The following is a 14,663-nucleotide window of genomic DNA, read 5'->3' as shown; positions in this document are numbered from 1 at the left end:
TTTGGCCCATCCGGACGGGCGTTTTGCCAAGAAAGCGGTTCGAATGCGCGCAACATATTGATTTCATTTATGATAAAATTAGTATGACTAGGATTATGAAAAAGTATAGCAAAGAATGCGATTGGGACGTTGATCCTAAGAGACGTCGTGATCATTGGGAAATGACCACTGTCGCGTATTGACGGATGCTGGGGAGCATTTGTTAAAAGGAGTCATGTATGAAAAATTTACTGAAGCGCATCAAATTGCCCTCGTTTTTGGAGGACCGGCGATTAAGGATTGTTACTGTGATCCTGTTCGCAATCGCGTTGATTGGGGTTATTTTTACCCTGTTTATCAATCCGATTTTGTCCCTGCTTCTGTTTATCCTCTTCATCGGCTTATTGGGGACGGTTTTCTATGGATTGGAAACAATCAGTCGGAATACCAGTGCCTATGTTTCGGACCTCTCCTACCGAATTAAACGGGGCGAGCAGGAAGCATTGGTCAAAATGCCGATTGGGATTTTAATGTACAACGATAAGGGCGAGATTCAATGGACGAACCCGTATCTGCAGGGATACTTGGGCAATAAGGAAGTAATTGGTAAAAAGATTTCGGAAGTTGATCCGGAATTAGCACAGTTAGTCGAACAAAATGAAAACTCCAATGACACCAAGGTCGTTCATTGGGGTCAGAACCAGTTTGAAATTATCATTCAGCAGAGCATCGGCGTGGTTTACCTGCTCGATATTACCAAATATGCGGCTATCGAAGACCGTTACAAGGATGAACAGATTGCCATTGGCCAGGTTTTTCTGGATAACTACGATGAAGTCACCCAGACGATGGATGACCAGTCGATTTCGAATTTGAATAATTATGTGACGAATCAGCTCTCGATGTGGGCCAATCAATTCGAAATGTTCTTAAAACGAGTCGATGACGACCACTTTTTCTTAATGGCATATGCCAAATCGCTTAAAGCCGTTGAGGACGATAAGTTCAAGATTTTGGATACAATCCGTGAAGAAACGTCAAAGCAGAACTTTCCCTTAACACTGAGTGTCGGGATTGCGTATGGCGATACGGATTTGGCTGCTTTGTCGGTCACTTCGCAGAGCAACCTCGACCTGGCTTTGGGCCGGGGCGGCGACCAAGTTGTCGTCAAGTCCAAAGAGGGCGAAGCACGTTTCTACGGCGGCAAGACCAATCCGATGGAGAAACGGACACGGGTGCGGGCCCGGATGATTTCCCAAGCACTGCAGGAAATCTTCAATCAGACCGACCAAGTCTTTGTTATGGGGCATATCCGGCCTGATATGGATGCCATCGGGGCGTCCTTAGGAATTCGCCGTATCGCCCAGATGAACAACAAAGAATGCTGGGTCGTCATCGATCAGACGCATATTCATACGGATGTGCAGCGTTTGTTGCAAGAAATCCAGCATTATCCCGATATTGCGCCCAAGATCATTACACCGGAAGAGGCGTTGGAAAAGGCCACCGATAACAGTCTGTTAGTCATGGTCGACCATTCGAAACCATCGATTTCGATGAGTCCCGACCTGTACAAACGGCTGGCCAACCGGACGGTCATCATCGACCATCATCGGCGGGGCGAAGAGTTCCCTGAAAACCCAATGCTGGTGTACATCGAACCGTATGCCTCATCGACCTGCGAATTGATTACCGAAATGTTCGAATACCAGCCGCAGAATGTGCCTGGCTTGGACAAGATTGAAGCAACGGCCATGCTGGCTGGGATTACCGTCGATACCAAGTCGTTCTCGTTACGGACGGGGACTCGGACGTTCGATGCGGCCAGCTACTTGCGGTCGGTCGGGGCCGATGGGCTGATGATTCAGCATCTGCTGAAGGAAAATGTGCAGAGTTACATCGAAAAGAATCATTTGATTGAACGGGTTGAAATGGTCCATGAAACTATGGCAATATGTACAGGTGAAGAAGACCAAGTTTATGATCCTGTCATTGCTGCTCAGGCAGCCGATACATTGCTGTCGTTGTCAGGTGTCGAGGCTTCATTTGTGATTACCCGCCGGTCGGATAAATTGATTGGTGTGTCGGCCCGCAGCCTAGGGACCGTCAATGTCCAGCTCATTATGGAGAAAATGGGCGGCGGCGGTCATTTGAGCAATGCGGCGACCCAGATCGAAAATACGACGATCGATGCGGTCCGGGACCAATTGCTGGATGCGATCGATGCCGTCGAAGCAGAAGAATCCTAAACGGTTTGGAAAGAGGTTAACAACCATGAAAGTTATTTTTACAGAAGATGTCCGTGGCAAAGGAAAACGGGGCCAAATTAAAGAAGTTTCTGATGGTTATGCTCAGAACTTTTTGATCAAAAACGGCAAGGCTAAGGCAGCTACACCAGCCGCTGTCCAAGAATTGAAGGGCCAGCAGCATGCCGAAGCTAAAAAAGAAGCTGAACAGCTTGCCGAAGCACAGGACCTGAAACAGAAGCTTGAAGATGACAAGACTGTTATTGAAATCAAGTCGAAGGCCGGCGCTGACAATCGTTTGTTCGGGTCGATTCCTAGCAAGCAGATTGCCCAAGCTTTGCAGAAGCAGTTCGGAATCAAGGTTGACAAGCGCAAGATCGACTTGCCGGAACCAATCCGTGCATTAGGCTACCGCAACGTGATGATTAAGCTGGCACCTGGCATCGATGCCAAGATGCGGGTTCATGTGGTCGAAGAATAACGCCGTTACACACGCTAAATAAGCACTTCTCAAAAAGGTCTGAGGCAGTTTGTCTCAGACCTTTTTACCAAGACCGCCTATTGTTTAAATTGTTATTTTAAAGTAAACTGGGAAGAGATATTTTTTAACAGGAGCGATGGGATGAATAATGAACTGATCGATCGCACACCACCGCGCGACAATCAAGCCGAGCAGGCGGTTTTAGGGGCGGTCTTTTTAGATGATGAAGCCTTAGTCGAGGCGATGGAATACGTCCAGCCGGAGGATTTTTACCGGAAGGCGCATCAAATGATCTTCCAAGCCATGATTGACTTGAACGATGCCGATAAAAAAGTCGATGTCCTGACGATGAAGGACCAGCTGGACAAGAATAACCAGCTCGATGACATCGGCGGCGTCAGCTATTTGGCCGAACTGGCCGGCAGTGTGCCGACTGCGGCCAACGTCGGTTATTACGCCAAGATCGTCCAGGAAAAATCCATTTTACGGAAGCTGATTCAGACGGCGACGGGCATTGTCACCAAGAGTTATGACCAAGATGAAGACGTCACGGACTTACTGGACGATGCTGAACGTGACATCATGAATGTTTCTGAAAATCGAGTCGGCACTGGTTTCAAAGAAATCAATAATGTTTTAAACGAATCCTTAACGGAAATCGATAAATTAGCTGCTGAAGGGGATGCGATTACCGGACTGCCAACAGGTTATCCTGATTTGGATAAGATTACCGCTGGACTGCATCCGGATGAATTGATCGTCATTGCCGCCCGTCCTGGGATGGGGAAAACGGCCTTTGCCCTGAACATTGCACAGAATGTTGGAACGAAAACCGATACGACGATTGCCATTTTCAGTTTGGAAATGGGGGCCGAATCACTGGTCAACCGTATGCTGTGTGCAGAAGGCAGTATCGATGCCAACCATTTGCGGACCGGCCAGCTGACCGAAGATGAATGGAACAACCTCTACATTGCCACTGGGAGTCTGGCCAAAACGTCGATCTATATCGACGATACGCCTGGCAACCGAATGGCCGATATTCGGGCCAAATGCCGGCGCTTAGCGAAGGAAAAGGGCAATCTCGGCCTCGTCGTCGTCGATTACCTGCAGCTGATTGAAGGAACCGGTGAAAACCGCCAGCAGGAAGTTTCTGCGATTTCACGGCAGCTGAAAATGCTTGCCAAAGAATTGCATGTGCCTGTCATTGCCCTATCGCAGTTATCCCGTAGTGTCGAACAACGCCAGGACAAACGGCCGGTGCTCTCCGATATCCGTGAATCCGGATCAATCGAACAGGATGCCGATATTGTGGCCTTCCTCTACCGTGATGATTATTATCGGGATGAACCTGGCGACGATGATGACAATGACAACAGTTTTCAGCAAACGCCGCCGCCCGATCCTGAGGACCAGGATGTCGGCGAAATGGAAATCATCATCGAGAAGAACCGTAGCGGGGCGCGTGGGACCGTCAAACTTCTCTTTGTGAAGTCCTACAACAAGTTCTCGTCAATCGCTTATAACGCCGATCCGCAGGCTTCATAAAGTTTACGCCGGCCGGTGCGAGTGGTATCATTGGGCTAATTTACGTTTATAGAAGGAAGGTCATCACAATGGATCCAATTATCGCTGATTTAGAAACCGCTAAAAATGAACATCTTTTGATCAATGTCTATCAACTTGATACGACTGATTTTTATACGGGCTACGTCCGCCTGCTGGGTCCAGACGCCGTGCTGATCGATACTTACAATGATGCCGGTGTCCAGGATGGCTCGGTTTTATTGGCCTTTCATGCAATCCATGTGATCGAGTTCACCAGTGCTGATTTGGATAATATGCATTTTCAGATTCAAACGGCACAACGGGAACATTTTTTGACGACACAGCAATTAGGCCAGCCGCTGCACTTTTCAGAACGGCAGCCGCTGATTCCGCAGGTCCTGCGGCAGATTTTGGTCAGCCAATGTGCGATGATGCTGGTGCTGGAAGACAGCGAAACGTATCTGGAAGGGACCGTCGTTAAGATGGGTAGCGACCAGTTCGATTTCGATGTTTTCGACAAGTTCAATTATTCCGATAAACGCGTTTTAACGGCTGACATGAGTGCTGTCCAAATTATCGAGCTCAACGGCTTGGAATTGTATTTGGAAACACAGCTGATGAAAAAACAGCCGGTTCATCACAAAACAACGGTCGTTCGGGAACAGGAGGCGCTGTATCCAGCTTTGAAGGACTTGCAGGCTCAGCAGCAGCTGATTGCCATCACGCCACGTAACGATGAGGATACGTTCTTTGTCGGTTACGTCAATACCCTCAATCAAGATAGTGTTCTGCTGAATCTGATTGATATGGGCGGCCAGTTTGGCGGTTATACGCTGACCAGGCTGAATAACATTAAACTGCTGACGGTCGATTCTGATTATTTGGCGACGATTACCAGTTACCTCCATGATAATCAGGCCCAGCATCGGGTCGTGCAGCCGGTTTTGAACGCCGAACGGCTCTTCGATACATCGACAGATTTGTTCTTGAGCTTGCTGCAACAGGCCAGCGCCTTCCAGCAGGTTATTCGTGTCCGATTGGCCGATGCAGTCGGTACCGATTTTGTCGGGTATCCTAGTGATGTGACTGATAAACAGTTTGTATTCCATGATATTACGGAGGACCTCGAAGAAACGGACCAGCAGATTGCTGTGAATGAAGTCGCCGAGATTTCCTTCGGCTACATGAATGCCTATTTATTAGAAGAACGTTTAAAGAGTTAAACTGCAAGTAAACAGCGAGTGTGCCGCTCAGGGCACACTCTTTTTTTATTCGCTATTTAAAGGAATCAATTTAATTGGTTGAAATAATGTTCGTGTTTACGAGCACAAAATTTATAATAAATAAAAATAATTCGTATTTTGCATTGAATTTCACATCGGCGATTGGTACACTGGAACTTGGTGTTGAGAAACGCCCAATCGAATCAAATAAAGGAGCGCTACTATATGGCATCAGTTATTGTAGTTGGAACCCAATGGGGCGATGAAGGCAAAGGGAAGATCACCGATTTTCTGAGTGAGGATGCACAAAAAATCGCACGTTACCAAGGCGGCGATAATGCCGGCCATACGATTCATACGAATGGTCAGGTCTACAAGCTGCAGCTCGTACCATCAGGCATTTTATATCCTGACAAGACGAGTGTGATCGGCAACGGTGTGGTCGTGAATCCGAAGTCACTGGTGAGTGAACTGAGCTACTTAGCTGAAAAAGGGGTAACGGCGGATAATCTGCGGATTTCCGACCGCGCCCATGTAATTTTACCCTACCATATTGCTTTAGACCGTTTGCAGGAAGCTGCAAAAGGCGACCAGAAGATCGGCACGACGAATCATGGCATTGGTCCAGCATATATGGACAAAGCCGCTCGTGTTGGGATTCGCATGTGTGATCTGCTTGAAAAGGACACATTTGCTGAAAAACTGAAGCAGAATTTGGAACAGAAGAACCAATTGTTTACCAAGATTTACGGAGCTGAACCACTGCAATTCGATGACATTTTTGATGAATATTATGCCTATGGTCAAAAGCTCAAGGATTATGTCTGCGATACCTCTGTGCTCCTCAATGAAGCACACGATCGTGGTGAAAACCTGTTGTTTGAAGGGGCCCAAGGCATTATGCTGGATCTCGATCAAGGGACCTATCCATTTGTCACTTCTTCCAATCCGGCCGGTGGGGTAACCACTGGGACCGGTTTGGGCGCTGACAAGATCGACCGTGTCGTTGGGGTTGCTAAGGCCTATACGTCACGTGTCGGTGCGGGGCCATTCCCGACCGAACAGCTGAATGCCAATGGCGACTTCATCCGTGAAGCCGGGCATGAATATGGGACCGTTACGGGGCGACCACGCCGAATCGGCTGGTTCGATGCCGTCGTTGTCAACCATGCCAAGCGAGTTGCCGGAGTCACAGACCTCTCCCTCAACTGTTTGGATGTTTTGACCGGCCTCAAGACGATTAAAATCTGCACCGGCTACAAGTATCAAGGCCAGCTGATCAATCATTACCCAGCTTCCTTGAAAATGTTAGCCGAATGCGAACCCGTTTATGAAGAATTACCAGGTTGGACGGAAGACATTACCCAAGCTCGTCACATCAGCGATTTACCGGAAAATGCCCAGCACTATCTGCAGCGCATTCAGGAATTGATTGGCGTTGATTTGCTGACCTTCTCCGTCGGCCCTGACCGTGACCAGACCAATATCTTAGCCAACGTCTGGGATAAATAAAAAAAGAGCGTGCTGAAGAACGGTTTGACAAGGAAGATGAACAGGACTTTGACGATGAATGCCAGGTTTGAGGTATTTAAGGAAAAGTTTGTTCAGCGAATTGGTAGTTCTTCAGAACACGTTTAAATCAAGAATTAAATACGAGTCAGAACCGTTTTGTTCTGACTTTTTATTTTCACAACATGAAACACGAACAATTTAAATGAACGTCCGCTGAAAGTTGGCCTCTTTATCTTGTTTTATTGGTGTGCCACTTTTTGCGGGCTGGTTTGGCAATCTCAAATGAGAATTACGAACATTGCCATTAAGGGAGAAATCAGAATTGAATAAAATTGCTACTTATTTCCACTTTGACCAGTACCACACTACCTTTCGCCGGGAGATTGTTGCCGGCTTTACCACTTTTATTTCGATGGCCTATATCTTGTTTGTCAATCCGCAGGTGTTAGGTGAATCGGGCATGAACAGCGGGGCCGTCTTTACCGCAACGGCGCTCGCCAGTGCACTTGGCTGTATTCTGATGGGGGTCTATGCCAAGTACCCGATCGCAACTGCCCCAGCTTTGGGAATCAATGCGTTCTTCACCTATTCTGTTGTCATTGGGATGAAAATCCCTTGGCAGACTGCTTTAGCCGGCGTTTTCGTCGCCGCTTTGATTTTTATGGTCATCACCATTTTCAAACTCCGTGAAATGATTATCGATGCCATTCCGCAGGATCTCAAACGGGCGATTGCCGCTGGGATTGGCTTATTCATCGCTTTTGTCGGTTTGCATGGCGGCGGTTTGATTGTTGCCAATAAATCGACCGTCGTTGGCTTAGGTTCCTTCAACGTTGGCACGACGTGGTTAACCATTTTCGGTTTAATTGTCACAGCCATTTTAATGGTCAAGCATGTGCCTGGCGGTGTTTTCATCGGGATGGTCGCCACAGCGTTGTTAGGCTTGGTAACCGGTTTGATTCCGATGCCCAGCCACATTATTAGTACAGCCCCAAGTTTGGCCCCGACGTTCATGGTCGGTGTCAAACATATCGGATCAATCAATACAATCCAGCTCTGGATTGTTGTGCTGACGTTCCTCTTGGTCACTTTCTTCGATACTGCCGGCACATTAGTCGGGCTCGCTGAACAGGCCGGTTTTTTGGTTGACAATAAGATGCCCCGAGTTGGGAAAGCGTTAATGTCCGATTCGACCGCCATGTTAGTCGGGTCCGTGATGGGGACCTCGCCAGTCGGCGCTTACGTTGAATCATCGGCCGGCATTGCCGTCGGCGGCCGCACCGGTTTGACCGCCGTTGTGACGGGAATCTGTTTCTTATTAGGGATGTTCTTTTCACCATTGCTGGGTGTGGTCACGACTCAAGTGACGGCGCCAGCTTTAATCATTGTCGGGGTCTTAATGGCTCAATCGATGCAAAATATCAACTGGAAGGATTTGGCCATTGCCATTCCGGCCTTCCTGATTATTATCGGCATGCCGTTAACGTATAGTATTTCAGATGGGATTGCCTTTGGTTTTATTATGTATCCAATCACGATGATCGCTGCTAAACGCGGCAAGGAAGTTTCACCGATTATGTATGCCTTGTTCTTTATTTTCATTGCCTTTTTATGGATTTTGAATGTCGGCTAGGCCAAATTAAAAACGCATCTCAGCAGATGCGTTTTTTTAGTGGCAAAAATTATTTTTTTAAAGGGTGACCGTTGAGATCGTGAGCTTCAAACCAGCAATTGGATTTGGAAAATTAAAATGGGCTGCTTGTGAAAGCGGCACCGGACGCGATATTGTCCGCATGCAAAATAAATAGGACGCAAGATTCGCCTTCTGAATGCAAGTAAACTTGCACCGACAATTCTCCGTCCCAGTGGGTTTGGCACCACGTAGCCTAGTATAACATGAATCTTTTTAAAAAGATATCCACTTTAAAAACGAACAATTGTGAAGACTGTTATTTAAAAGTATGCCTATTTAAAATTTTATAACCTTGTGCTATGATTTTAAGCAACACTTTTACTAAAAAACGAACATATCACGAAGGGGAGAAAGATAGTGCAAAACAAAATGGCAAGTTATTTTCAGCTTGAGCAACATGGTACAACCGTAAAACGTGAATTTTTAGCCGGTTTTACGACTTTTATTTCAATGGCATACATCTTATTTATTAATCCCCAGGTATGTGGGAAAGCAGGGATGAGTACCGGAGCAGTTTTCACCGCTACCGCACTCGCAAGTGCCCTGGGTTGCCTTTTAATGGGTTTTTATGCGAAGTTTCCGGCCGCCACTGCCCCGACACTGGGGTCAGAAGCCTTCTTCGTTTATTCCGTTGTCGTCGGAATGAAAATTCCCTGGCAAACAGCCTTAGCTGGTGTTTTCGTAGCTGCGATTATTTTTATGCTGATCACAGTCTTCAAGCTCCGTGAAATGATTATCAATGCGATTCCAGAGGACCTCAAACGAGCGATTGCCGCTGGGATTGGTTTGTTCATCACTTTCATCGGCTTGCATGGCGGTGGTTTGATTGTCGCCAATAAATCAACGGTCGTCGGCTTAGGTTCCTTCAATGTCGGCACGACGTGGCTGACTATTTTCGGAATCATCATCATTTCAATCCTAATGATTCGCAAAGTACCTGGTGGCATTTTTATCGGGATGCTGGCAACGGCTTTGTTAGGACTAGTCACCGGTTTGATTCCGATGCCGACCCGAATTATTAGTACACCGCCCAGCATCAAACCGACTTTCTTAGTGGCATTGAACCATATCGGTGCCATCAATTCGGTTCAGATGTGGACCGTTGTGTTGACATTCCTCTTGGTTACCTTCTTTGATACGACCGGTACTTTGGTTGGCCTAGCCGAACAGGCTGGTTTAATGGTCGATAATAAGATTCCACGCGTAGGGAAGGCGTTGATGTCCGATTCGACCGCTATGTTAGGCGGCTCGCTGTTAGGCGTATCGCCAGTCGGTGTCTACGTTGAATCATCCGCCGGCATTGCAGTCGGCGGCCGTACCGGTCTGATGGCGGTGGTGGCTGGTGTTTGCTTCCTGCTCAGCATGTTCTTCTCGCCGTTGCTAGGCGTCGTTACGACTCAAGTGACCGCCCCAGCCTTGATTATCGTCGGTGTTTTGATGGCGCAATCGTTGCAAAATATCGATTGGCAGAAACTCGAGGTCGCCATTCCCGCCTTTTTGATTGTCATCGGAATGCCGCTGACGTATAGTATTTCGGATGGGATTGCCTTTGGATTTATCATGTATCCGATTACGATGCTCGCTGCCAAACGAGGCAAGGAAGTTTCGCCGATTATGTACGCCCTCGCCGTCGTGTTTGTGATTTTCCTATGGATTTTGAATGTCAATTAGAAAGATGGACACGTTTTGAATCATTTAACGAACTAAATGTTTAGTTTCACGTGAAACAAAGAGAGCCTCTTTGCTTGAAGCCGTGCTGCACCGCAGTGTACAGTGGTTTTCAAGAGGGAGGCTTTTGTGATGAAAAAAATTGCGTTGGAGGAACATGTTTCGACACCGGCCGTCAGCAAAATTTATCAGAATCCGCATGCTGCACAGACATCCGGTGCCGTTTACGCCCAATTTATTCAGGAGCATCTATGGGGCAATATCGACCATTATATCCAGGAAATGGCTCAAAATGAAATTGACCAAGTCGTGTTATCGCTGGTTTCACCTGGTATTCAGGGGATTCCTGACCCGAAACAAGCCGTCGCACTGGCTAAAGCAACCAATGATTTGATTGACCAGACTTATGTGCAAACCCATCCACATCAATTCAGTGCTTTTGCCTGTGTGGCACTGCAAAATCCGCAGGCAGCGGCTGCTGAATTGGAACGAGCTGTCCGTGATTTAGGCATGAAAGGAGCCTTGGTCAACGGTTATACCGATTTGCCGAATGGACAAGTGGTCTACCTGGATGACCCGTCCATGGAAGTATTCTGGGATAAAGTCGATGAACTGAATGTGCCGGTTTACCTGCACCCCCGCACCCCTAAACCAGATCAGCGCCAGATTTATCAAGGCTACCCCGGTTTGGTTGGGTCGGCGTGGGGCTACACACAGGAAACGGCGGTTCATGCGATTCGGTTGATGATGAGCGGTTTATTTGACCGGCATCCTAACTTGCGGATTATTTTAGGCCATTTAGGCGAAGGTTTATCGCAGAATCTGCCTAGAACGCAGGCCCGGCTTTACAAACAACGGCAAGGAGCAACGGGTGCTAAAAATCAGAAACCGCTGACCTATTATTTGCGCACCAATTTTCTCGCCACGACCAGCGGCCATTTCGACACCGATGCCTTCAAATCGGCGCTGAAAGCCTTCGGACCGCGCCATCTGATGTTTTCCATCGATTTTCCGTATGTCACTAATGAAGAAGCCAGCAACTGGTTCGAGCAGCTCCAGCTCGATCCGACTTTGAAACAGCAGGTTGCTTATCAGAATGCGGCCGATATTCTCAATCCCTGACAAGCAAATCAATTGAGTTTTCGGCGGCAAGCCGTTACAATGGAGGCAAAGTCGAAGGAGGAGATTGAAATGGCACAGATAACACAGGACATGAAAGATATGATTGCCAAGCAGCTTGCTTACATTGCGACTGTCGATACGGACGGCAATCCCGATGTCGGACCGAAGATGACGATGCGGCTGTATGATGATTCACATTTAATTTACGATGAATTTACGGCGAAGCAGACGATGAAAAACATTGAAGCAACTGGCAAGGCAGCCGTTGCATATGTCGATCGGAAGGCATTCAAGGGCTTCCGTTTCAGCGGTAAAGCTGAAATCCACACAAGCGGTCCTTACGTCGATGCCGAACAGGCTTATCAGCAGCAGACCAATCCGAAGGCCAGTGTTCAGCAGGTCGGTGTGATCGACATTGATGAAATCCATCTGTTGGATATCGGGCCCAAAGCCGGCACACGAATTGAATAAAGCCACAAAAAAAGAAGGCGTTGGGCCTTCTTTTTTTGTACTATTTTGCTTCGGCAGCTAATAAGATACTGCCGACGATTCCGGCATTGTCGCCGAGCCGGGCATGAATGATATATTCATCCGGATTAGGGGTGGCCACATAACCATTCAGCAGTTTGGTGAATTCTTCCCGAACGAGCGGAAAGAGCTGTTCCTGATTCATCACGCCGCCGCCGAAAATCAATTGCGCCGGTGCAAACTGCAAGGTGTAATCGACACAGGCTTGGGCAATGTAATAGGCTTCGAGCTTCCATAAGGGGTCATCAGGAGCCAATTCTTGTGCTTTTTTGCCGGCCCGCTTTTCAAGCGCCGGGCCAGCTGCCATGCCTTCCAAACAATCGCCATGGTAAGGGCAGTCGCCGCTGAACGTATCGTCAGGGGCGTGCCGGACTAAAATATGGCCGGTTTCCGGATGGCTGTAGGCTTGATATAAACTGCCATGATAAATAAAACCACTGCCGACGCCAGTTCCGATTGTCGTGTAAAGGATATTGTCCTGAACGGATTGGTTCGTTAATTGGGCATGGCGATACTCACCGTAAGCAGCAACATTGACATCAGTCGTCCAAACGATTTTTAAATCAGGGTAGCGACGTTTCATGCTGCCGTAGAAATCAAACATCCGCCAGCCTTCTTTAGGCGTATCGGTAATGTAGCCGTATGTATCGGAGTCGGGATTGATGTCGATCGGCCCGAACGAACCGATTGCCAGTGCCGTTAATTGATATTGGTCAAAAAATTCAAAAACGTGTTGTAATGTTTCTTCAGGGGTTGTTGTTGGAAAATGAACCCGTGTTTGTAAATTACCCTGGGCATCGCCGACTGCGCAGACAAACTTTGTGCCGCCAGCCTCGATTCCACCATATAATGCTGTCATGCTGAATCCTCCTTCTGATATAAACCGCTTTCAGTTTACCGCAAATAAAAGGCCGAAACAATCCATTTCGGCCAAAAGTATATACTTTTAAATAAATTTAACCGCTGTGCCATAAGCAGCGACCGTTTCCATGTCCTGACTGATTGAGTCCGAATCATAACGCATCATCACAACGGCATCGGCGCCCATTTCGGCAGCGTTCTTGCGTAATCGTTTGACCGCTTCATCACGTGCCTCTGTTAAGAGTTCGGTGTAAGCTTTGATTTCCCCACCAACAATGTTCTTTAAACCAGCCCCGATATTTTTCACAACGTTTTTCGACTGGGTCGTCAGACCGAAGACTTCCCCAATAATTTCGTATTCCTGACCGGGAATTTTTTCGGTTGTGGTAATTAAAATGTCTGCCATTTTGCAGTTCCTCCTCCATTTAGATGAGCCAAGTATAGCACGATTGATGACAAATTTGACAAATATTTCAGGATGATGACAATTCAAAGTCATTCAAGGTGCAAGCGGTTTTATGGCCCCTTGGCATGATATGATACCCATATCCTGAAAACAAAATGGAGGTTTCAGAAAATTGAATAAAAAACTGTTCTACATATTCAGTGTGTTTGCACTGGGTTTAACAGCAGTCCTGGGTCTCAATATCGGTCGTGGCCAAGTCCACGCCGACGTATACCCGGGTAACGACCATGGCACATTGGTCGCGGATATTTCGAGTTACCAATCATCCGATTTGTCTTTCTTTCAGACACTGGCCAACCGAGGTGTAAAAGGGGTTGTTGTCAAGCTGACGGAAGGGAGCGCCGATGGAACAGCTTATGTGAATCCAAAAGCTGGGACACAAATCAAAAATGCGCAGGCAGCTGGCTTGAACGTCAGCCTGTATCATTTTGGGGATTTCTACGGCGATGCGGATGCGATTGCGGAAGCCAAATGGTTTGTCGCTTACGCACAGAAGTATGGCCTTTCGAAGAGTACCGTCATGGTCGATGATAAAGAAACACGGGCTACTGGCGAATCAGCGGCTCATCTGACCTCATCAATCAATGCCTTCGATAATTACTTGAAGTCGCAAGGTTACAGCAATACAGCGTTATACACAATGCGGAGCTGGTTCACGGATGGCATTATCAATGTGAATGATATCACCGTCGACCATTTCTGGATCGCCGACTATTCGGATCAGCTGTATTACAACAATTCCAAAATCGATATGTGGCAGTACACCAGTTCCTACAATTGGGATGGGACCGGTCAGAATAATATCGATATGAGTCTGGATTATACGCAGTACTTCACCAACCAGCAAAACGGCGATTCGTCTAATTCCGGCTCATCGAGCGTGTCGGCCTTGACGAATAAGCAATCTGCAAATGCCGTTGAAACGGTTTATAACCAAAAGGGGGCCGTGACCTATGATTCTAATGGGGCCAGCCACCAGACACTGAGTTATAAATCGGCTTGGAAAGTGAACGGAACGGCGCAAGATGCAAGCGGCAGTACCTACTACTTAGTAGGGGCCGACCTTTACATCAAGGCTCAAGATACCGTGCCGACGGTCGCAACGATTAACTCAGGTGTGCCGACGAAGCTGTGGAAAACAGCCGGCTTCATCACACCAAACGGCCAAACTGTCGCAAATGGTTCGGCTTGGAAGATTATCAAAACGATTCGTTATAATAATGGCGAAACATGGTATGACCTTGGCAGCGGCCAATGGGTCAGTGCCCTGTACGTCAGCGTTAAATAATAACAGCTGATTTTTAAATGTGTCATAAAAATTACAAAAAGCTGTGAC

12 protein-coding genes are annotated in these 14,663 nt (G+C 47.5%); 10 read left to right on the top strand and 2 right to left on the bottom strand.

Features of this window, described 5'->3' with window-relative positions:
* The first annotated feature begins 218 nt into the window (after positions 1 to 218).
* From IV40_RS04595 to IV40_RS04555, 9 genes are all read left to right on the top strand, one after another.
* Positions 219 to 2,228, top strand: a complete 2,010-nt coding sequence (locus IV40_RS04595; protein WP_057769192.1) for a DHH family phosphoesterase — start codon at positions 219 to 221, stop codon at positions 2,226 to 2,228.
* A gap of 25 nt (positions 2,229 to 2,253) precedes the next feature.
* Positions 2,254 to 2,706: a 50S ribosomal protein L9 gene (gene rplI / locus IV40_RS04590; RefSeq protein WP_057769191.1), complete on the top strand. Its 453-nt coding sequence runs from the start codon at positions 2,254 to 2,256 to the stop codon at positions 2,704 to 2,706.
* Positions 2,707 to 2,847: 141 nt separating this feature from the next.
* Positions 2,848 to 4,254, top strand: a complete 1,407-nt coding sequence (gene dnaB / locus IV40_RS04585) for a replicative DNA helicase (protein ID WP_057769190.1) — start codon at positions 2,848 to 2,850, stop codon at positions 4,252 to 4,254.
* Positions 4,255 to 4,322: 68 nt separating this feature from the next.
* Positions 4,323 to 5,477: a hypothetical protein gene (locus IV40_RS04580; protein WP_057769189.1), complete on the top strand. Its 1,155-nt coding sequence runs from the start codon at positions 4,323 to 4,325 to the stop codon at positions 5,475 to 5,477.
* Between the two features lie 225 nt (positions 5,478 to 5,702).
* Entirely contained in the window at positions 5,703 to 6,989 is a 1,287-nt protein-coding gene (locus IV40_RS04575; protein WP_057769188.1) for an adenylosuccinate synthase, read from the top strand.
* Between the two features lie 322 nt (positions 6,990 to 7,311).
* Entirely contained in the window at positions 7,312 to 8,622 is a 1,311-nt protein-coding gene (locus IV40_RS04570; RefSeq protein WP_057769187.1) for an NCS2 family permease, read from the top strand.
* Between the two features lie 429 nt (positions 8,623 to 9,051).
* Positions 9,052 to 10,353, top strand: a complete 1,302-nt coding sequence (locus tag IV40_RS04565; RefSeq protein ID WP_420843258.1) for an NCS2 family permease — start codon at positions 9,052 to 9,054, stop codon at positions 10,351 to 10,353.
* Positions 10,354 to 10,482: 129 nt separating this feature from the next.
* Positions 10,483 to 11,472, top strand: coding sequence for an amidohydrolase family protein (locus tag IV40_RS04560; protein WP_057769185.1), 990 nt, complete (start codon positions 10,483 to 10,485; stop codon positions 11,470 to 11,472).
* 69 nt (positions 11,473 to 11,541) lie between these two features.
* Positions 11,542 to 11,943, top strand: a complete 402-nt coding sequence (locus IV40_RS04555) for a pyridoxamine 5'-phosphate oxidase family protein (protein WP_057769184.1) — start codon at positions 11,542 to 11,544, stop codon at positions 11,941 to 11,943.
* 40 nt (positions 11,944 to 11,983) lie between these two features.
* Here IV40_RS04555 and IV40_RS04550 read toward each other — a convergent pair whose 3' ends face one another.
* Together IV40_RS04550 and IV40_RS04545 are read right to left on the bottom strand one after the other, a co-directional pair.
* A complete protein-coding gene (locus IV40_RS04550; RefSeq protein ID WP_057769183.1) occupies positions 11,984 to 12,859 on the bottom strand; it encodes an ROK family protein in 876 nt (291 codons plus the stop codon).
* A gap of 87 nt (positions 12,860 to 12,946) precedes the next feature.
* The gene (locus IV40_RS04545) at positions 12,947 to 13,267 is read right to left on the bottom strand and encodes a heavy metal-binding domain-containing protein (RefSeq protein ID WP_057769182.1); all 321 of its coding nucleotides are present in this window, start codon (positions 13,265 to 13,267) and stop codon (positions 12,947 to 12,949) included.
* A gap of 172 nt (positions 13,268 to 13,439) precedes the next feature.
* Between IV40_RS04545 and IV40_RS04540 the strand changes: the two genes are divergently transcribed.
* The gene (locus IV40_RS04540; protein ID WP_057769181.1) at positions 13,440 to 14,615 is read left to right on the top strand and encodes a GH25 family lysozyme; all 1,176 of its coding nucleotides are present in this window, start codon (positions 13,440 to 13,442) and stop codon (positions 14,613 to 14,615) included.
* Positions 14,616 to 14,663 lie beyond the last annotated feature (48 nt).

Origin of the sequence: Lactobacillus selangorensis (assembly GCF_001437205.1) — a bacterium.
GTDB lineage: Bacteria > Bacillota > Bacilli > Lactobacillales > Lactobacillaceae > Paralactobacillus > Paralactobacillus selangorensis.
The sequence above is the reverse complement of the archived record's forward strand: the minus strand, read 5'-3'. Positions and strand labels throughout refer to the sequence as shown.